The sequence below is a fragment of the Thermomonas fusca genome (genome assembly GCF_005862345.1).
Lineage (GTDB): Bacteria > Pseudomonadota > Gammaproteobacteria > Xanthomonadales > Xanthomonadaceae > Thermomonas > Thermomonas fusca.
The window spans coordinates 146,956-166,551 of record NZ_SROY01000006.1 but is presented as its reverse complement, the minus strand read 5'-3'; the positions used below and the strand labels follow the sequence as shown (position 1 = coordinate 166,551).

Here is a 19,596-nt window from a genome sequence, read left to right as displayed (position 1 = left end):
CAACAAGCTGGGGTTTTGTCTTTTTGCATCCGGATATCTTCCAGCACGACAATCAATAACCGCGACTCGCGGCGCGGGGCGACTGGGGCGGGGCTATTGCACCCGGTGCAGGCGCAGCCGCGAGCCGCAAGCGGAACTTCTCAAGTTGTCCGGTATACCCAGTGCCGCGACAACACAAAGCCAAGACCCGCGCTCAATACATCGAACAGCGGCTTCAACGATTGCGCGGCCGCCAAACCCGCTTGCTGGTCAACCAGGTCAACCGCCACGGTATTGAGCACCGTCAACGCAACCCACATGACGAGGAACCGCCGCGCGGCGCGCCTGCCAAGCTGACGACCATCGCCGGAAAAGGTCCACTTGCCGTTCAGCCAGAATCCCAGCAGCGCGCCGGAAATGCGCCCGGCGACATTGGCCGGGGCGACCGGCAACACCCATTGACTAAGTGCCAGCATGACCGCGTATTCGACCGCCCATTGCAGCAGGCCGACCGCGGCATAACCCCCAAGATGGCGACGCAGGCTCATGTCGATGATTGTGACGCAGCGGAAGCGGGGCTGCGACCGCTAGAATCGCCGCTGTCACCGAAAGGAGAATCCGCACCATGCCGAATCCGTCCGCTTCGCCGCTGCACGTCATCATCCTTGCTGCCGGCGAAGGCAAACGGATGAAATCGGCGTTGCCGAAGGTACTGCAGGCGATTGCCGGCAGGGCGATGCTGGCGCACGTGATCGACGCTGCGCGGCAGCTGGCGCCGGCGGGCATCCACGTGGTGTTCGGGCATGGCGGCGCGCAGGTGCGCGCGGCCTTCGCCGATCAGCCCGACCTGCACTGGGCCGAACAGTCCCGGCAGCTTGGCACCGGCCATGCCGTGCAACAGGCGATGCCCGGCATTCCGGATGATGCGCGCGTGCTGGTGCTGTACGGCGATGTGCCGCTGATCACGCCGGCAACCCTGCAGCGCCTGCTGGATGCGCCGCGCTCGCTCGCGGTGCTGGCCGCCGAGCCGCCGGATCCGACCGGTTACGGCCGGATCGTGCGCGACACCGAGGGCCATGTCGCCGCGATCGTCGAGCACAAGGACGCAGACGCCGCCCAGCGGCGGATCCATCTGGTCAACACCGGTGTGATCGCCGCCGGGGCCGGCGCGCTGCGGCGCTGGCTGGCCGAGCTGCGCAACGACAACGCGCAGGGCGAGTACTACCTCACCGACGTGTTCGCCGCCGCCGCGCGCGAGTACGCCGCGGCGGAGATCGCCATCGTCGACGACTCGCTGGAAACCGAGGGCGCGAACGATTCCTGGCAGCTGGCGCAGCTGGAGCGCGCGTTCCAGCTGCGGCAGGTGCGTGCGCTGTGCCTGCAGGGCGCACGCGTCGTCGATCCCGCACGCATCGACATCCGCGGCAGCGTACGCGTGGGCCGGGACGTCGAGCTTGATGCCAACGTGGTGTTCGAGGGCGAGGTGGTGCTGGGCGACGGCGTGCGCATCGGCCCGTTCTGCCGGATCAGGGACGCGCGCATCGGCGCCGGCACGGTGGTGGCCGCGCACTGCGATATCGAAGGCGCGATCTGCGAAGGCGGCGCGCAGATCGGCCCCTACGCGCGGTTGCGCCCCGGCACCGTGCTGGCGGAAGGCGTGCACGTGGGCAACTTCGTCGAGACCAAGAAGACCAGTCTGGGGCGTGGCAGCAAGGCCAACCACCTGACCTATCTGGGGGATGCGGTAGTTGGCGCCGGCGTGAATATCGGTGCCGGCACCATCACCTGCAATTACGACGGGGTGAACAAGTCCACCACCACGATCGGCGACAACGCGTTCATCGGCTCCAACAGTTCGTTGGTGGCACCAGTCGCCATCGGCGAAGGCGCGACCATCGGTGCCGGCTCGGTGATCGGCAAGGACGCGCCGGCTGGCAAGCTGACGCTGGCGCGGCCCAAGCAGGAGACCGTGGACGGCTGGCGGCGTCCGGTGAAGAAGCAGGACTGAGTGGACGTGGCGATGCTGCTACCACGCCTGAGGCAACTGGCCCCGCGCCTGTTGGCGGTGACCTATGCGGTTGGCGCGCTTGCGCTTGCGCTGTCTGGCATCGGCCTGTGGCGGACGTATTGCGAGAACTTCGGCTGCATCGGCGTTGGCATCGCCTGGTTTGCGTGGGCCATCGGTTATGGCCTGCTGTTGCTCGCTGGTGGGTTCGCGCTGCGCCTGCAGCGGCGACGATCGCGGATGATGCTGCGCGTGGGGCTGGCAGTGCAGATCGTGGCCGGCGTGCTGCTGCTTGGCTATTGGGCGGTGCAGGCGGCGCTGTGATGCGGCGGCGGCGCGCGGCGACGGCGTCTTAACCCGGCAGCACCATCGACACGCATAGGCCGCCGCCGTCGCGGTTGAGCAGGGCGATGCGGCCGCCGTGGGCCTCCGCGATTTCGCGCGCCAGCGCCAGCCCCAGGCCGGTGCCGTGGCGCTTGGTGGAATAGAACGGCAGCAGCGCGTTGGCCAGCACCGCCTCGTTCATGCCGCTGCCGCGATCCAGCACTTCGATGCGCCAGCCGTCCGCGATGCGCCGGACCGACAGCCGCACATCGCCTGGGGAAGTGCCGGATTCGTGCGCGTTCTTGAGCAGGTTGATCAGCGCCTGTTCGAGCTGCGCGGCGTCGACGCGGGCGATGCCGTCGGCCGGCTGGACTTCGGCGACGAACTCCACCTGCGTGCGCAGCTGGGCGACGAAGCGCCGCCATTCCAGCGGCGCCAGGCGCGGCGAGGGCAGTTTGGCGAAACGCGCGTAGTCGCGGATGAAGCCTTCCAGGTGGCGCGCCCGCTCCTCGATGGTGGCCAGCGCGGACGGCAGCCGTTCGTGCTGGCCGCGCCGCAGCAACTCCGCGCCGGAATGCGCCAACGAGGCGATCGGGGCGAGCGAGTTGTTCAGCTCGTGGCTGATCACGCGGATCACCTTCTTCCAGGTCTGCACCTCCTGCCGCCGCAGTTCGGCCGTGAGCTGGCGCAGCAGCACCAGTTCATGGACGCGGCCGTTGAGGCGGAAGCGGCGCCGCGACAGGTGGTAGATGTCCTCGTCATCGTCCTTGCCGACGGTGAACATGCCGTCGCCGCCGCGCGCGAACGCATCGCGCACTGCCGCATCGGCATCGTCCAGCAGTTTGTCGAAGTCGCGCCCCTCCAGCCGCTTGCCGTTGCCCAACAAGCGGCGTGCGGCCAGGTTGCCCAGCACGATGCGCCGCGACGGGTCCAGCAGCACCATCGCGACCGGTGTGTTCTGCACCATGGTGTCGAGCAGCAGTTCGCGCTGCACCAGCGCCAATCGCTGTTCGCGCAGGGCGGTGCCCAGCGCGTTGTGGGCGTCCACCAGCTCGACCAGGTCGCTGGCCTTGTCCCAGGTGATGCCGAAGCTGAAGTCGCCGTCGCGGTAGCTGGCCACGGTGCCGGCCAGGGCGCGGAACAGGGCACGCATCGGCACCAACGCGCGCCAGATCACCGCGCCCACCAGTGCGCCGATGACGCCCGCCGCCAGCAGCGCCGCGGCCCACGGCTGCAGCCATTGCGCCAGCAGCGCGGTGGCGGCGGCGGTGGCCGCGATGCCCGCCGCCGCGATGGCGATCATGCGGACTGCGATGGGCAGGACGCGGAGGACGCGCATCAGGTCCTCGGGATACCGAGCCGGTCCAGCCGGCGGTACAGCGCCTGCCGCGACAGGCCGAGGTCGGCCGCCGCCTGCGCCAGCACCCCGCCGCTGCGGGCCAGCGCGGCCTCGATCAGTGCGCGATCCGGATCCTCGCCTGCAGGCAATGCGCCCGCGGGTGCGGGCGGCAGGCCGAGGTCTGCCGCGCTGACGGTATCGCCGCGGGCCAGCAGCACCGCCCGCTGCATCACGTTGCGCAGTTCGCGCACGTTGCCGGGCCAGGGATGGCGCTGCAGCGCGCGTTCGGCGTCTTCGCCCAGATGCTTGCCGGCGCCGAGGAAGTGCCGCGCCAGCGGCAGGATGTCGCGCGGGCGGGCCGCCAGCGGCGGCACCCGCAGTTCGATGCCGTTGAGGCGGTAGAACAGGTCTTCGCGGAACTTCCCTTCGGCGATGAGGGTCGGCAGGTCGGCGTTGGTGGCGCTGATGATGCGCACCTGCACGTGGCGTTCGCGGTTGCTGCCCAGCCGCGCGAAGCAGCCGGTCTCCAGCACCCGCAGCAGCTTCACCTGCCCGGCCAGCGGCAGGGTGCCGATCTCGTCGAGGAACAGGGTGCCGCCATCGGCCGCCTCGAACTTGCCCTCGCGTGGCTTGTTGGCACCGGTGTAGGCGCCGGCATCGGCGCCGAACAGCTCGGCTTCGATCAGTTCGCCGGGCAGGGCCCCGCAGTTGAGGGCGACGAACGGCCCCTGCGCCACCCGCGAGTTGGCGTGGATGATCTCGGCGTAGCGCTCCTTGCCGGCGCCGTTCGGGCCGCTGATCAGCACCGGGATGTCGGCGCGGGCGACCTGGCAGGCCAGGGTGAGCGCGGCTTCGCTGGCGGGGTCGGCATAGATGATGCCGCGCAGGTCGTACTCGCGTTCCAGCACGGTGCGTCGCCGGCGTTCGCCGGCGCGCGTTTGCTCCAGCTGGCGGCGGTTGTCGCCGAGCTCAAGCAGGTTGTTGACGGTGGCCACCAGCTTGCGGTCGTCCCAGGGCTTGGCCAGGTAGTCGGCGGCGCCGGCCTTGATCAGGTCGACGGCCGCTTCCAGGTGCGTCCATGCGGTCAGCAGGATCACCGGCAGGTCGGGATGGCTCTGGCGGATGCGGTGGAACAGGGCCACGCCCTCGTCGCCGGAGGTGGTGTCGGCGACGAAGTTCATGTCCTGGATCACCAGGTCCACCGGCTCCCGCGCCAGGATGTCCAGACCCTGCTCCGGCGACTGCGCGCACAGCGTGCGGATGTCGTGCAGCGAGAACAGGACGTCCAGCGCGGTGCCGACCGAAGGGTTGTCGTCGATGACCAGGATGACGGGCATGGGCGCGATTGTAGTGGCAGCGGTGGCGGGATCAGACCGAGCGCGTGGCCACGGCCGGCGGCACCGACGCGGCGCGTCGGGCCGGGCCGAGCACCGCCAGCTGGCCCAGCAGCCACAGGCCCAGCGCGCCAATCGGCAGGTAGGACAGCGGCAGCCGCGGCAACTCGTACTTGCTGATCAGCAGCTGGTTGATGCCGAACGCCAGCACCATGCCCAGCACGATGCCCATCGTCGCCAGCAGGAAGTTCTCGGTCTGGAAGTAGCGCAGGATCTGCCCGCGACTGGCGCCCAGCGCGCGACGGATGCCGATCTGCTTGGTCCGCTGCTGCACCCAGAAGCTGGCCAGGCCGACGATGCCCAGCGCGGTGACCAGCAACAGCAGGCCGCACACGATCAGCAGCAGGCCGATCATGTCGCGGTCGTCGGCGAAGAATTCGCGGCGGTTCTCGGAGAACGTGATCGACGGCTGGATCAGGCGGTTGGGATCGACCTTCTCCAAGGTGGCGTCCACCTGCTTGAGGATCTCGTCGCGCCGCGCCGGATCGGCCACCCGCACCAGGTAGATGCCGCCGTTGGCGAAGTGCATGCGGAACGGGAAGATCAGCGAGTAGTCGCGGTTGCCGCCCATCCGCGCCGGCCGCACCAGGGTCTCTACCACGCCCACCACGGTCAGCGGGACGTCGGCCATGTACACGGTCTTGCCGAGCGGGCTGGCATCGGGGAACAGCTTGCGCGCGGCCGCGGCGCTGAGGATCAGCGGCGACTTCAGCGCGGATGCGTCGGTCGCGGTTTCCAGTTCGGTGGTGTTGCGGAACTCGTCTGCCTGGAAGTCGCGGCCGGCGACCAGCTTCAGGCCCATCGCCTTCAGGGTGCCTTCGCTGACCATGTACTGTGCCGCGTTGAGGGTCGGTACTTCCTGGTCGGGGCTGGTGCCGAGCGAGGTGTTCCAGGAACCATTGCGGAATGGCGTCTGGTTGACGATCACCACGTCGGTCACGCCGGGGATCGCGCGCAGCGCGGCCAGATCCTCGCGGGTGCGGGCGTTGGCATCGACCTGGGTGCCGATGCCGGTGGCGCGGGCCATGATCAGGTGCGCATCGTCCATGCCGCTGGGCATGTTGAGGGTTTCCAGCCGCTGCGCGACCAGGAACAGCGCGTTGCACAGGATCGCGCAGGTCAGCGCGATCTCCAGCACGATCAGCGCGGCCGCGGTCTTGTGGCGCGACAGGGTGGACAGGATGGGACGGATTTCCATCGGGATTCTCCGGGATGTCAGGTGCCGCGCGGTGTCGCGCGGGTCATTGCGATTTCAGCTGCAGCGCCGGCGGCACGCGCATCGCGCGCCAGGCGGGTAGCAGGCCGGCGAGCAGGCTGGCGCCGATGGCCAGCACGAAGGTCAGCGCGAGCATGCCGCCGTCCAGGTGGGCCAGCTGCGCGTATTCGGCCGGGCGCTGGCGTACCGCCCACAGCCCCAGCAGGGCCAGCACCAGGCCGAGCGCGCCGCCCGCCACGCCGACCGTGCCGGCTTCGACCAGGCACTGCTTGAAGATCTCCATCCGCGACGCGCCCAGCGCGCGGCGCACGCCGATCTCGCCGCTGCGGCGCAGGAACTTGGCCAGCAGCAGGCCGACGGTATTGAGCAGGCAGACCAGCAGGAAGGCGAACGCCAGCCACATCTGCAGGCGCACATCGCCGGGCACGACCTGGCGGAACTCCAGCCACTCCATCACGTTGCGCAGGCGGGTATTGGCCGGGCGCTCGAAGCGGCCGGCGCTGCGCTGCTGTTCGGAATAGCTGTCGAGATAGCGCTTGTACGCGGCAGCGTCGCCGGCGCTCTCCAGCTCCACCCAGTACTGCATCCAGCTGCACGGCACGTTCTGCGCGGTGGGGTCGTTGACCATGCTGCGGCCGAAGCAGTTGATGCTGCCGTTGCGCCCCAGCTTGAGGTCCAGCGCGGCGCTGATCGGCACGAACGCCTGCTCGTCGCTGTCGTAGCGGCCGGTGTTGAGGTCGTAGAAGTGCGGTGCCGGCTGCCATTCGTCGATCACGCCGACGATGCGCAGCGCGTGGCCATCGATGCGCAGTTCGCGGCCGACCGGGTCGCTGCCGCCGAACAGTTTTTCGCCCAGTTCCCGCGTCACCACCGTCACCCGCGCACGGCCGTCGTCGTCGCCGCCGGTCCAGGCCCGGCCGCGCAGGAACGGCACCTCGAACATCGCGAAGAAATCGGCCGAGGTATAGCGCAGGCCAACCGTGAACGGCTTGAGCTTGTTGCCTTCCGGCTCCACCACGCCGCCGCCGCCGGTCATCATGGCCTGCCGCTTGGCCTGCTTCTGGCGCAGCAGCTCCTCGGCGTCGAAGCGAGTGAGCTGGTCCTGCGGTTCCGCGCCGGGCTTGTAGCCGTCGCGCGTTTCCGGGTCCAGCTGGACGTAGAACAGGCGCTCGCTCTTCTGCGGCATGGGGTCGCCGGAGAGCACGTGGAATACGGTCAGCGTGGTCATGCTGGCGCCGATGCCGAGCGCGATCGCCAGCACCATCAGCGCGGTCAGCACGCGGTTGCGGCGGAAGCTGCGCAGGGCGAGGTTGAGGTAATAGCCGAACATGGCGGTGTCCTCAGGCGGTGGCGACGTGGGCGTGCGGCGGGTGGGCGATGGCGGCGTCCATGACCACGTCGGTGGCCATGCCGTCGACGATGTGGACGTTGCGCTGCGCGCGCGCGGCCAGCTCCGGGTCATGGGTGACCATCACGATGGTGGTGCCCTGCTGGTTGATGTCCTCCAGCAGCTCCATCACGCTGCGCGCCATCTGCGAGTCGAGGTTGCCGGTCGGTTCGTCCGCCAGCAGCAGGCGCGGGCTGCCGGCCAGCGCGCGGGCGATCGCGGCCCGCTGCTGCTGGCCGCCGGAGAGCTCCGCCGGGTAATGCTTCATCCGCGACCCCAGCCCGACCAGGCCCAGCGCGTCCTCGATGCGCAGCTTGCGCTCCGATGCCGGCATGCCGCGGTAGCGCAAAGGCACGTCGCAGTTGTCGAACAGGTTGAGGTCGGGGATCAGGTTGAAGCCCTGGAAGATGAAGCCGATCTTTTCGTTGCGCAGGCGCGAGCGGGCGTTGTCGTTCAGGCCCTTCACGTTGACGCCGTCGAGCACGTAGTCGCCGCCGGTGAATTCCTCCAGCAGGCCGGCGATGTTGAGGAAGGTGGTCTTGCCCGAGCCCGACGGCCCGGTGACGGCGACGAACTCGCCCTCGCCGACCTGCAGGTCGAGCGAGCGCAGCGCGTGCGTTTCCACGAGTTCGGTGCGGTAGACCTTGGTGACCTGGCGCATGTCGAGCATGGCGATGATTCCTTGTGCAGTTGTCTGGTCGGAAAATGCGAAGTTGAGCGATGGGGTATGGGCTGGGCGTGGCGTCAGTCGCCGGAAATACGGACGCGTTCGGCGGTGCCGAACTGGTCGGTGCCGGAGACGACGATGCGGTCGCCGACCTTCAGGCCCGAGACGATTTCCACGGAGGACAGGCTGGAGGTGCCGGTGCGGATCGGGCGACGCGTCGCGCTGCTGCCGTCCACCACCCAGGCGAGGTTGCCGCCGTCCTGTTCCAGGAACGGTCCGCGCTCCACCATCAGCACGTTGCGGCGGGTGTCCATCACGATCCGCACCGACAGCCGTTGGTTCTGGCGCAGTCCCGGCGGCTGCCTGCCCTTGGTGAAGCGCACGCGGGCGGTGACCTCGCCGTTCACCACCTCGGGCGAGACCGCGGCGATCTCGCCGGCGTAGCGCGCGTTGTTGGCGTTGATCTGCGCCGGCATGCCGATGCCCAGGTCGCGGGCGAAGCTTTCCGGCACCTTGATCTCGACCTCGAAGCGGCTCAGGTCCACCACGCTCAGCACCGGCCCGTTGGTCGCGACCTGGGTGCCCTGCGGCAGCTGCACCTGGCCGACCTGGCCATCGAACGGCGCGCGCAGGGTCAGTGCATCCACCTGCCGGCGCGCTTCCTCCACCACCGCGCGCTGGCGCTGCGCCTGCAACTGCTTGTTGCGCGCATCCAGGCCGGCGCCGCTGCTCTGCAGCGAGAAATCCTTGCGAGCCGCGGACAGGCCGATGTCGGCCTTCTTCATCAGGTCCTGCGCGCGGGCGAGATCGTTCTGCGGCACCGCGCCGCCGTCGTACGCGCGCTGGTAGCGCTCCAGGTCGCGCATCGCCGCGGTGCGGTCGACGCTGGCCTGGTCCAGCGCGCGCTGCGCATTGGCGCGGGCGATCTGCGCATCCAGCACGGCGCGGCTGGCTTCGGCCTCCAGGCTGGCAAGGGTGGATTCTTCCTGCACCAGCCTGCTGCGCAACTCGGGGCTGTCGATCACCGCCAGCGGCTGGCCCTTCGCCACCTTGTCGCCGGCGACGATCTGCAGCGCCACGGTGCCGGCGGCGATCGCGTACAGGGTGGGGCTGTTGGCCGCGATCACCCGGCCTTCCGCGCTGAGGTCGCGCACCAGGTCGCCGCGGGTGACGCTGGCGATGCGCAGGCGCGAGGCGTCGAACGAGCGGTCGCCCGACAGCCAGCCGGAGGCCACCCAGCCGCCCAGCGCCAGCACCAAGGCGGCGCTGGTCGCGGCGATGGCGATCCGCCTGCGACGGCCGGGGCGAAAGGGTGTGGCCATGACCTGGTCCTGGCCGGAGGTGTCGCGGATGCGGCGGTGATTGTCCATGCGGGCGTCGGTGGAAGAAGGGTCCATGCCTGTCCTTGAGCAATCCGCGTGCCAATCACAAGTGATTGATATATATGGATTTGATGGCAGCGTCCGGTGTCCGGGCGGACGCATCCCGGTGTCCGCGCGGACACCCGTCCGCCCGCTGCGACTACACTTCCACGTCCCCAAACGGAGCAGTGCCAGCATGTGTGGAATCGTCGGCGCCATCGCCAACCGTGACGTCGTGCCTCTGCTGGTGGATGGCCTGAAGCGACTGGAATACCGCGGCTACGACTCGGCCGGCATCGCGGTGTTGTCCGGGGAGGCCGTGCGCCGGGTGCGCCGTACCGGCCGCGTCGCCGAGATGGAGGCCGCCGCGCTGGCGGAAGGCCTGGATGCCCGCCTCGGCATCGGCCACACCCGCTGGGCCACCCACGGCGGGGTCACCGAATCCAATGCACATCCGCACATCAGCCATGGCGAGCTGGCGCTGGTGCACAACGGCATCATCGAGAACCACGAGGCGCAGCGGCATCGGCTGGAGGCGCTGGGCTACGAGTTCACCTCGCAGACCGATACCGAAGTGGTCGCCCACCTGATCCACCACCACCGCGCCCAGGGCGGCAGCCTGCTGGCCGCGCTGCAGGCGACGGTGAAGGAGCTGCATGGCGCCTACGCGCTGGCGGTGATCGACAAGCGCGATCCGTCCACGCTGGTGGCCGCGCGCATGGGTTGCCCGCTGCTGGTGGGTCTGGGGGAGGGCGAGAACTTCGTCGCCTCGGATGTCTCCGCGATTGTCTCCGCGACGCGCCGGGTGATCTTCCTCGAAGAGGGCGATACCGCCGAGCTCACCCGCGACGGCGTGCAGGTGTTCGACGCCAGCGATGCGCCGGTGGCACGCGAGGTGCACGTGTCCGACGTGTCGCTGGCCTCGCTGGAACTGGGCCCGTACCGCCACTTCATGCAGAAGGAAATCCACGAGCAGCCGCGCGCGATCGGCGACACCGTGGAGGGCATCGTCGATGCCGGCGGATTCGATGCGGCGCTGTTCGGCAAGGACGCGGCCAGCGTGCTGGCGGATGTCGAGTCGGTGCAGATCCTCGCCTGCGGCACCAGCTATTACGCCGGCCTGACCGCGCGCTACTGGATCGAGGCGCTGGCCGGCATTCCGTGCGCGGTCGACATCGCCAGCGAATATCGCTACCGCAAGGTGGTGGGCAATCCGAAGCAGCTGGTGGTCACCATTTCGCAGTCCGGCGAAACCCTGGACACGATGGAGGCGCTGAAGTACGCCAAGGCGCAGGGACAGGACAAGACCCTGTCGATCTGCAACGTGCCGGAGTCGGCCATCCCCCGCGCCAGCAGGCTGGTGTTCCTGACCCGCGCCGGTGCGGAGATCGGCGTTGCTTCCACCAAGGCCTTCACCACCCAGCTGGTCGCGCTGTTCGCGCTGGCGGTGACGCTGGGCAAGCTGCGCGGGCAGCTGGACGAGGCGCGCGAAGGCGAGCTGCTTGAGGCGCTGCGCCACCTGCCCGGCAGCGTGCAGCACGCACTCAACCTGGAGCCGCAGGTGGCGGCCTGGGCTTCGAGCTTCGCGCCGCGCCAGCACGCGCTGTTCCTTGGCCGCGGCACGCATTACCCGATCGCGCTGGAAGGCGCGCTCAAGCTCAAGGAAATCTCCTACATCCACGCCGAGGGCTACCCGGCCGGCGAGCTCAAGCACGGCCCGCTGGCGCTGGTGGACACGCAGATGCCGGTGGTGGTGATCGCGCCGAACGACGCGCTGCTGGAGAAGGTGAAGTCGAACATCCAGGAAGTGCGCGCGCGCGGCGGCGAGATGTTCGTGTTCGCCGACGCCGACAGCAGCTTCAGCGAATCCGAAGGCGTGCACGTGATCCGTACGCCGCGCCACGTCGGCATCCTCTCGCCGATCGTGCATGCCATCCCGGTGCAGTTGCTGGCCTACCACACCGCGCTGGCACGCGGCACCGACGTCGACAAGCCGCGCAACCTGGCCAAGTCGGTCACGGTGGAATAAGCAGCGGCGAAGATTGTCCTGGATCAAGGCCGGCGCGCGCCGTCGCGCCTAGGCTGGCGCCGCCGGTCTTCGGCTGCCTGCGGTGATCCCGATGTCGCTTCGCCCTCTTTCGCGCGGCCAGCGCTGCGCGCGCTCCGCATGAAACCCTGGTCCGCCGTTGCGCTGATCCGCGCCAAGCGCGAAGGGCGCAGGCTCGACGCCGAGCAGTGGCAGGCGCTGGCCGATGGCATCGCCGGCGAAGCGTGGAGCGAGGGCCAAATCGGCGCGTTCGCGATGGCGGTGGCATGGCGTGGGTTGGATGCCGCCGAGTGCCGCGACTTCACCTTCGCGCTGCGCGATTCCGGCCGCCGGCTGGACTGGCGCGACCTGCCTGGCCCGGTGCTGGACAAGCATTCCACCGGCGGCGTCGGTGATTGCGTGAGCCTGGCGCTGGCGCCGCTGCTGGCGGCCTGCGGCGCGTATGTGCCGATGATCTCCGGGCGCGGCCTGGGCCATACCGGCGGCACTCTGGACAAGCTGGAAAGCCTGCCCGGCTATGACGTGAATCCCGACCCCGCGCGGCTGGCGCGGGTGGTGCGCGAGGCGGGGTGTGCCATCGTCGGCCAGAGCGCGGACCTGGTGCCGGCCGACCGCCGCCTGTACGCGGTGCGCGACGTCACCGCCACGGTCGACGTGCCCGAATTGATCGTGGCCTCGATCCTGTCGAAGAAGCTCGCCGGCGGCGCGCAGGCGCTGGTGCTGGACATCAAGACCGGCAGCGGCGCGCAGACGCCGGCCGAAGCCGATGCGCAGGCGCTGGCCGCGCGCATGCAGGCGGTGGCGGCAGGCAGCGGCCTGCAGCTGGCGGCGATGCTCAGCGACATGGGCCAGGTGCTCGGGCGCAGCGCGGGCAATGCGCTGGAGGTACGGGGCGTGCTGGACCTGCTGGCGGGCCGCCCGCGCTGCCTGCGGCTGGAGGCGCTGGTGCTGGCGCAGGCGGCGCGCCTGCTGCACATGGCAGGGCTGGCGGAAAGCGAGGACGCGGCGCTGTTGCGCGCGCGCCAGGCGCTGGACAGCGGCGCGGCGGCGGAGCGCGTCGCGCGGATGGTGGCGGCGCTTGGCGGGCCGGTAGATGTGTTCGCGCACGCGCTGCCGCAGGCGCCGGTGCAGCGGGAGGTCACTGTGCAGGCAGCCGGCGTGGTGCAGGCCATCGACGTGCGCGCGCTGGGCGAATGCGTGGTCGATTTGGGCGGCGGGCGGCGCGTGCCCGGCGCGGCCATCGACCCGGCGGTGGGCCTGTCCGAGGTGGCCGAACGCGGCCAGTGGCTGGAAGCTGGCGCGGCCTTGGCCATCGTGCATGCGCGTACCGCCGCCGATGCCGAGCGTGCGGCGGCGCAGGTGCGTGCGGCATTCACGCTGGGCGAGACCGTGCCTGCGGCGGTACCGGCGTGGCGTTGGCTGTAGCGCGGGGAGTCTGCCTGTCGTCGACGAGGGCAGTCACAAGCCCGCGCGATGACCGCAGCGTTGCCGGTGCTTCAGCGCTCGGGAAAGCTGAAGCGATGCGGCAGCAGTGCGCCCGCCGTCACCTCGAGCCACTGCGCGTCGGGCTGGCGGAAGCTCACGGTCGCGTCTTCGCCGAATTCCACCAGCGCCTGCCGGCAGCCGCCGCAGGGAGAAATCGGCAGCACGTCGCCGGCGGAATCGAAGGCGGTGACCGCTATGGCGGCCAGCCGGAAGCCGGCGCCCTCGGCCTGCACCGCGGCGGCGATGGCCGCGCGCTCGGCGCAGTTGCCGAGGGTGTAGGACGCGTTCTCCACGTTGCAGCCGGTGTAGACCTGGCCGGCGGTCGAACGCAGCGCGGCACCGACGCGCAGCCGCGAATACGGGGCATAGGCCTGTTGCGCGGCCTGCAGGGCGCGCGTGCGCAGGGTATCGAGATCGGACATTGCGGTGTCATCGAACAGATGGCCACGCATGGTGGCACGCGGCGGCCAGCTGCGCACGATTGCGGCACATGCTGCGTCGTATGCGCTGGCCGGCTGCGCCGCCAGTTCGCGCAGCGTCGGCGCCGGCTCGTCGCGCAGCAACCGGAGGTCTGCGCGCAGCCAACGGCGCGGGCCGAAGCCACCCGATTGCGGCCGGCTCAGTCGAAGCCGCGGCCTTCGCCGGCTTCCTCGAAGGTCACGCCGTCGCGGATGTGGTAGATGCGCTTGAAGGTGGGGATGATCTTCTCGTCGTGGGTCACCACGATGACCGCGGTCTGGAAGCGCTGCGCCATGTCGTTGAGCAGGCGGATCACCGCCAGCGCGCGCTCGGAATCCAGCGGCGCGGTGGGTTCGTCGGCGAGGATCACCGGCGGACGGTTGACCAGCCCGCGCGCGATCGCCACCCGCTGTTGCTCGCCGCCGGACAGCTGCGACGGCATCGCCCGGGCGCGATGCTGCACGTCCAGCGCGGTGAGCAGCTCCAGCGCCCGCGCGCGCGCCGCGTCGTTGCGCATGCCGGCCAGCATCGGCAGCAGGGCGACGTTGTCGGTGACGTCGAGGAAGGGGATCAGGTAGGGCGCCTGGAACACGAAACCGATCTTGTCGCGGCGCAGCGCGCGCAGGTCGCGCACCTTCCAGCCGTCGTCGAAGATCACTTCATCGCCCAGCTGCATGCGCCCGGCGCTGGGATCGATCACCGCGCCGAGACTTTTCAGCAGCGTGCTCTTGCCGGAGCCGGACGGGCCGATCAGGCCCACCACTTCGCCGGGCGCGACCTGCATGTTGACGTCCTTCAGCGCCAGCACCGCGGTGTCGCCGCTGCCGTAGCGTTTGCTCAGCCTTTCGATGCGGATGCCGGTGGCGGCCATGCTCAACCCCCGATCGCTTCGGCCGGATCGACCTTCAGCGCCATCCGGATGGCGATCACGCTGGACGCCACGCACAGCAGCAGCACCGCGAAGAAGCCCAGCACCGAATCGCCGGGCACCAGCAGCACGTACTTGGGGAACAGCGGCGCGGCGAAGGTGGCGCTGATCTTGCCGACCACGAAGCCGATCACGCCCAGCACCAGCGCCTGCTGCAGGATCATCCACGCGATCGTGCGGTTGCGGGTGCCGATCAGCTTGAGCACGGCGATCTCGCGGATCTTGTCCATGGTCAGGGTGTAGATGATGAACGCGACGATGGCGGCGCTGACCGCGGCCAGGATCACCAGGAACATGCCGATCTGGCGCGCCGAGGTGGCGATCAGCTTGCCCACCAGGATCGCCTCCATCTGCGGGCGGTCGTACACGGTCAGCCGCTTCCAGCGCCGGATCGGTTCGGCCACCTCGCTGGCGGCGTGGCCGGGCGCCAGCCGCACCAGTACCGCGTTGACCGCGCTGTTGCTGGCCTGTGAAGCGTTCACCGCGTCCAGCAGGCCGGGCACGCCGGGACGGTTGAAGGCGGGGTTTTCGGCGGTACGTCGGCGCTGCATCCGGATCGCGTCGTTGTCCTTGAGGAACTGCGCCTGCTGCGCGTCCTTCAGCGGGATGAACACCATCGGGTCGCCGCTGGACGACACCATGCGCCGGGTCAGCCCGACCACGGTGTAGCGATGGCGGCGGATGCCGAGCGTGTCGCCGAGGCGGAACCCGCCGGCGACGTCGGCCACCGCCTCGTAATGGCCGCGGGTGATCTGCCGGCCCGCCACCAGCTGCGGCGGCCAGCCGGGCGTGCCGGGGCTGCCTGCGGCGATGCCGACCACCATCGCGCGCACGTCGCGCTCGCCCTGCCGCACCTGCATGGTGAGGTAGGTGACGTTGGCGGCCTGCGCCACCCCGGGCAGCACGTGGATGTCGCGCCACAGGTCGTCCGGCAGGCTGGAGGATTCCGCATACGGGCCGAGGGTGTCGCGCTGCACCACCCACAGGTCGGCGCCGCTGTTGTCCAGCAGCACCTTGCCGTCATCGACCATGCCGCGATACACCCCGGCCATGGTCAGGGTGACCCCGATCAGCAGGCCCAGCCCGATCCCGGTGAACAGGAACTTGCCCCAGGCGTGCAGGATGTCGCGGCCGGCCAGGCTGATCACGGCGCGGTGCCCCGGATCCGTTCGACCACGTGGATGCGGCTGTTGGCGGTCAGCGCTTTCTCGCTGTAGAGCACCACCTGTTCGCCGCCGGCCAGCCCCTTGCGCACCTGCACGTTGCCGTCCAGGTCGCTGCGGCCAAGTGCCAGCGGCGCGAACTCGAGTGCGCCATTGACCAGCTTCCACACGCCGCGCTGGCCACCCACGGTGCGGATGGCGGCGTTGGGAATGGCGGGCATCGCCGCCTGCGCCGGCAGATGCACGGTCACTTCGGCCAGTTCGCCCAGCGGCGGCAGCGGCGCGGGCAGGGTGGTGAACACGAGCTTGGCGCGGGTTTCCTCGGTCACCGCGTCGGCCACCGGCTCGGTGCGCAGCACCGTGCCCGCGTGCGCGCCGTCCGGACCGGAGCGCAGGGTGATATCGGCGGGCAGTCCCCCGGCCAGACCGCCGGCGGCGATCTGATCGAAGCGGGCGTCGATCCACAGGCTGGACGGGTCGATGACTTCCACCACCGCCTGCCCTGCCACCAGCGTGGTGCCGGGGTCGGCGTTGCGCGCCACCACCAGCCCGTCCACCGGCGCCACCAGCGCCAGGTTGCCGCGCTGCGCCTGCACCGCGTCGCGTTCGGCCTGCAGGCGGCGGATGTCGTCGCGCGCGGCGGCCAGGCCGGCATTGGCCACGTCCAGCTCCTGCCGGCGCGCGGAGGCGGTTTCCACGCTGACCAGCTGCTGCTGCGCCAGTTGGCCGTAGCGCTGCGCCTGCGCCTGCGCATAGCGCTGGCGCGCCTGCGCCTGCTGCAGCGCCGCCTGCGCGCTGGCGATGGCGGCCTGCTGCGCGCCGATGCGGTCGTCCAGGTCCACCGGCGCCATCGCGCCCAGCACCTGCCCGGCCTTGACCGCATCGCCCACGTGCACGTCCAGCCGCTGCAGTCGTCCGGCGTAGGTCGGGCCGATCCTGTAGCTGTAGCGCGCCTGCACGCTGCCGATGCCGTACAGGGCCGGCGCGATGCTGCGCTTGGCCACGCTGATGGTGGTGACTTCGATCGGCGCCAGCGGGCCGGAGCGCACCGCAACCCAGGCGAACAGCAGCGCCAGCGGGATGATCGCCGCGACCAGCATCAGCGTGCGGCGGGAGAGGCGTGGCAGGCTCATGGCTGGCTCCGGATGCCGCGGCGGTAGATGGCGAACACGCCGGGCGCATCGCGGCGGATGCGCGCCACGTCGCCGGCGATCAGCGACTGCATCACCAGTCCCTGCACGGTGCCTATGAACAGGGTGGCGGCGGCGTCCAGGTCCAGCCCGGCATCCAGTTGCTGCCGCGCGATGCCCGCCGCCAGATGCCCGCGCAGGCGCTGGGCATAGCCTTGGGTCAGGGTCTGCGCCATGCGCTTGGGGAGGGTGTCGCCGGGGCGCTGCAGCTCACCGAACAGCATCCGCGGCACGCCGGGGTGGCGGGCGACGAAGCCGACGTGGGCCATGAACATCGCCTCCAGCGCGGCCAGCGGGGTGGCGGCAGAGGCCGCCGCCTGGTCCAGCTGCGCCAGCAGGCGTTCGCTGACCCAGCCCAGCACCGCTTCGAGGATCGCGTCCTTGTTGGGGAAGTGCCGGAACAGCGCGCCCTGAGTCAGGCCCATGCGCCGGGCGATGGCGGCGGTGGTGATGTCGCCGGGGTTCTGCTCGGCGGCCAGTTCGACCACGGCTTCCACCGTGGCGGCGCGACGCTCGTCGGCGGGCAGGGGGCGGGGACGCAGGCTCATCGGAGTTCCGGACAGTGAGTAATCAATTACTCACTATGCTGGGCGCGCCCCGTCCGGTTTGCAAGTGGGCAGCCCGCCCTGCAGCGAAAATCCCGACCGCCGGCACAAAAAAGCCCGGCATTCCTGCCGGGCCCCGTCGCATCCCTGCGCGCGTCCTTGCGGTGCCGCCTCCCTCAACTCATTGCGGCTGCCAGCGCAGGCTCAGGGCGTACTCGCGGCCCGGCTGCACATACCAGGCGCTGGTTTCGTAGCGCTTGTCGAACAGGTTCACCACGTTGGCCTGCAGCGTCCACCCGCGTGCGAAGCGCCACGACAGGCGGCCGTCGAGAGTGCCGTAGCCGCCCACCCGCAGGCTGTTGCCGACATCGTCCCAGCGCGCGGCCTCGCCGATGGCGGACAGGCCGAAGCCCCAGTCGCCGAACTCGCGGTCCAGGTCGATGCGCGCGCTGCGGGTGGGGCGGCGCGCCAGGCGCTTGTCGTGGCCGAAGCCGGTGCTGGCGTTGCGCGCGTCCAGCCAGCCCAGCTGGCCGCGCAGGTCCCATTCGCCCAGCGTCACGCTGGCGGTCAGCTCCAGGCCGCGAATGCGCGCCTGCTCGACGTTGCCGGGCTTGCCGAGACTGGCGTCCCAGGCGATCAGGTCATCGATGCGGTTGTGGTACGCGTTGGCCTGCACCTGCCAGCCGTCGCCGCTGCGCTGCAACGACAGCTCGCTGCTGCGCGACTGCTCCGGGCGCAGCAGCGGATTGCTGTAGCCGGGGTAGTACAGCTCGTTGAAGCTGGGCGCCTTGAACGCGGTGCCGTGGCTGGCGGTGAGGCGCCAGCCGTCGGCGATGTCCATGCCCCAGGCGATGCCGCCGGTGGCATGGGCGCCGAACTGGTCGTTGCGGTCGGTGCGCAGCGACAGCTGCAGGTCGTGCGCGCCGAAATCGCCTTGGTACTGGGCGAACACGGCGCGGTTGCCGCGGGCGGCGGCGAACGGCGACCACGCATCGACGATGTTGGCGCGATCACGCAGCCAGTCGAAGCCGGCGCTGAGCAGCTGCCCCTGCGCCACCGTAAGGTCGGCCTGCAGGCTGGCGCTGTCGCGGCTGGTGGTGAAGCGGTTGCTGAAGACGCTGCCGATGTAGTTGTTGGAATCGTCGCTGTTGCGGCCCAGGGTCAGCTTCAACTGCACATCCCTGGCCGGGGCCCAGCGCACGCTGCCGCCGACGGTCTGCTGGACGATGTCGGAGTTGTCCACGTAGTCGCCGTCGTAGTCGTTGTGGCCTTCGGCGCGGGTGGCGCGGGCATCGAACTGCCACGTATCGTTAGGCGCGAAGTCGGCGCGCAGGCTGGCGCTGCTGTTGCGGTAGCCGTCGCGGTCCAGGTGGGTGCCCGGCACGATGAAGCAGCCGGCACCGGCCCAGGTCGCCGGGTTGTAGAAGCCAAGGCAGGCGTTGATGCCATCGGTTTCCTGATGCGCCACGTCCACGCCCACGCCGCCGCGCTTGCCGCGCAGGTCGAGGCCGGCCGAGGCCTCGCGCAGGCCGTGGCTACCGGCGGCGATGCGCCCACGCCCGCTGATGCCTTCCCGCTCGCCGCGACGGGTGAAGATCTGGATCACCCCGCCGATGGCATCGGCGCCGTACAGCGACGAGCGCGGGCCGCGCACGATTTCGATGCGCTCGATCTGCGCCAGCGGCAGGTCCTGCAGCATGGTCAGGCCGGAGGCTGGCGAGCCGACGCGCACGCCGTCGATCAGGAACAGGGTGTGGTCGGATTCGGTGCCGCGCAGGAACAGGGTGGACAGCTTGCCCAGGCCGCCCTGGTTGACCAGGGTGATGCCGGCGCGGCCGCGCAGCAGCTCCGGCAGCGAGCGCGCGCTGCTGGCGTCGATCTGCGCGCGGTCGATCACCTCCACCGCCGCCAGCGCGGCGTCCGCGGTGGTGGCGGTGCGGGTGGCGGTGACGACGACCCTGTCGAGGTCGGTGGCGTCGTCGCCATGCGCCAGTGCCGGGCCGGGTAGCGCCAGTGCGAACGCCAGCGGGCTGAGGCGGAAGACGGTATCGCGATGGAACTTCATGTTCGTGGATTCTCCGGCGCGCACGCCCGCGCGCCCTGGGAT

Annotated in this window: 17 protein-coding genes; 4 read left to right on the top strand and 13 right to left on the bottom strand. The window is 70.2% G+C overall.

Features of this window, described 5'->3' with window-relative positions:
• Positions 1 to 140 precede the first annotated feature (140 nt).
• Complete coding sequence (locus E5S66_RS12425) at positions 141 to 527, bottom strand: GtrA family protein (RefSeq protein WP_138349709.1); 387 nt, start codon at positions 525 to 527, stop codon at positions 141 to 143.
• 77 nt (positions 528 to 604) lie between these two features.
• On the opposite strand from E5S66_RS12425, the gene glmU reads away from it, so the two are divergent.
• Together glmU and E5S66_RS12415 are read left to right on the top strand one after the other, a co-directional pair.
• Positions 605 to 1,987 carry a bifunctional UDP-N-acetylglucosamine diphosphorylase/glucosamine-1-phosphate N-acetyltransferase GlmU gene (gene glmU / locus E5S66_RS12420; protein ID WP_138349707.1) on the top strand — a complete coding sequence of 461 codons (1,383 nt, stop codon included), beginning with the start codon at positions 605 to 607 and terminating at the stop codon, positions 1,985 to 1,987.
• Between the two features lie 12 nt (positions 1,988 to 1,999).
• Complete coding sequence (locus E5S66_RS12415; protein WP_171033552.1) at positions 2,000 to 2,308, top strand: hypothetical protein; 309 nt, start codon at positions 2,000 to 2,002, stop codon at positions 2,306 to 2,308.
• A 28-nt stretch (positions 2,309 to 2,336) separates the two neighbouring features.
• Here E5S66_RS12415 and E5S66_RS12410 read toward each other — a convergent pair whose 3' ends face one another.
• From E5S66_RS12410 to E5S66_RS12385, 6 genes are all read right to left on the bottom strand, one after another.
• The gene (locus E5S66_RS12410; RefSeq protein ID WP_138349703.1) at positions 2,337 to 3,611 is read right to left on the bottom strand and encodes a sensor histidine kinase; all 1,275 of its coding nucleotides are present in this window, start codon (positions 3,609 to 3,611) and stop codon (positions 2,337 to 2,339) included.
• 35 nt (positions 3,612 to 3,646) lie between these two features.
• Complete coding sequence (locus E5S66_RS12405; RefSeq protein ID WP_138349701.1) at positions 3,647 to 4,984, bottom strand: sigma-54-dependent transcriptional regulator; 1,338 nt, start codon at positions 4,982 to 4,984, stop codon at positions 3,647 to 3,649.
• A 31-nt stretch (positions 4,985 to 5,015) separates the two neighbouring features.
• Positions 5,016 to 6,239: an ABC transporter permease gene (locus E5S66_RS12400; protein WP_138349699.1), complete on the bottom strand. Its 1,224-nt coding sequence runs from the start codon at positions 6,237 to 6,239 to the stop codon at positions 5,016 to 5,018.
• Positions 6,240 to 6,282: 43 nt separating this feature from the next.
• A complete protein-coding gene (locus tag E5S66_RS12395) occupies positions 6,283 to 7,587 on the bottom strand; it encodes an ABC transporter permease (RefSeq protein WP_138349697.1) in 1,305 nt (434 codons plus the stop codon).
• 10 nt (positions 7,588 to 7,597) lie between these two features.
• Positions 7,598 to 8,314 carry an ABC transporter ATP-binding protein gene (locus E5S66_RS12390; protein ID WP_138349695.1) on the bottom strand — a complete coding sequence of 239 codons (717 nt, stop codon included), beginning with the start codon at positions 8,312 to 8,314 and terminating at the stop codon, positions 7,598 to 7,600.
• A gap of 74 nt (positions 8,315 to 8,388) precedes the next feature.
• Positions 8,389 to 9,681 (bottom strand): efflux RND transporter periplasmic adaptor subunit, encoded by a 1,293-nt coding sequence (locus E5S66_RS12385; RefSeq protein WP_138349729.1) that lies wholly within the window; start codon positions 9,679 to 9,681, stop codon positions 8,389 to 8,391.
• Positions 9,682 to 9,868: 187 nt separating this feature from the next.
• Here E5S66_RS12385 and glmS point away from each other — a divergent pair, with 187 nt between their 5' ends.
• Complete coding sequence (gene glmS / locus E5S66_RS12380) at positions 9,869 to 11,701, top strand: glutamine--fructose-6-phosphate transaminase (isomerizing) (RefSeq protein WP_138349693.1); 1,833 nt, start codon at positions 9,869 to 9,871, stop codon at positions 11,699 to 11,701.
• Between the two features lie 138 nt (positions 11,702 to 11,839).
• Positions 11,840 to 13,144, top strand: coding sequence for a thymidine phosphorylase (locus tag E5S66_RS12375; RefSeq protein ID WP_138349691.1), 1,305 nt, complete (start codon positions 11,840 to 11,842; stop codon positions 13,142 to 13,144).
• A 71-nt stretch (positions 13,145 to 13,215) separates the two neighbouring features.
• On the opposite strand, the gene E5S66_RS12370 is transcribed toward E5S66_RS12375, so the two are convergent.
• The 6 genes from E5S66_RS12370 to E5S66_RS12345 all read right to left on the bottom strand — a co-directional run bounded on the left by E5S66_RS12370 (position 13,216) and on the right by E5S66_RS12345 (position 19,554).
• Entirely contained in the window at positions 13,216 to 13,626 is a 411-nt protein-coding gene (locus tag E5S66_RS12370) for a cytidine deaminase (RefSeq protein WP_171033554.1), read from the bottom strand.
• 197 nt (positions 13,627 to 13,823) lie between these two features.
• Positions 13,824 to 14,534 (bottom strand): ABC transporter ATP-binding protein, encoded by a 711-nt coding sequence (locus E5S66_RS12365; protein ID WP_138349689.1) that lies wholly within the window; start codon positions 14,532 to 14,534, stop codon positions 13,824 to 13,826.
• A gap of 2 nt (positions 14,535 to 14,536) precedes the next feature.
• A complete protein-coding gene (locus E5S66_RS12360) occupies positions 14,537 to 15,739 on the bottom strand; it encodes an ABC transporter permease (RefSeq protein WP_138349687.1) in 1,203 nt (400 codons plus the stop codon).
• Complete coding sequence (locus tag E5S66_RS12355; protein ID WP_138349685.1) at positions 15,736 to 16,887, bottom strand: efflux RND transporter periplasmic adaptor subunit; 1,152 nt, start codon at positions 16,885 to 16,887, stop codon at positions 15,736 to 15,738. Before E5S66_RS12355 ends, E5S66_RS12360 begins: the two co-directional genes overlap by 4 nt.
• The gene (locus E5S66_RS12350; protein ID WP_138349683.1) at positions 16,884 to 17,492 is read right to left on the bottom strand and encodes a TetR/AcrR family transcriptional regulator; all 609 of its coding nucleotides are present in this window, start codon (positions 17,490 to 17,492) and stop codon (positions 16,884 to 16,886) included. The genes E5S66_RS12355 and E5S66_RS12350 overlap by 4 nt, the downstream gene beginning before the upstream one ends.
• Before the next feature lie 178 nt (positions 17,493 to 17,670).
• A complete protein-coding gene (locus tag E5S66_RS12345) occupies positions 17,671 to 19,554 on the bottom strand; it encodes a TonB-dependent receptor domain-containing protein (RefSeq protein ID WP_138349681.1) in 1,884 nt (627 codons plus the stop codon).
• Positions 19,555 to 19,596: the final 42 nt, after the last annotated feature.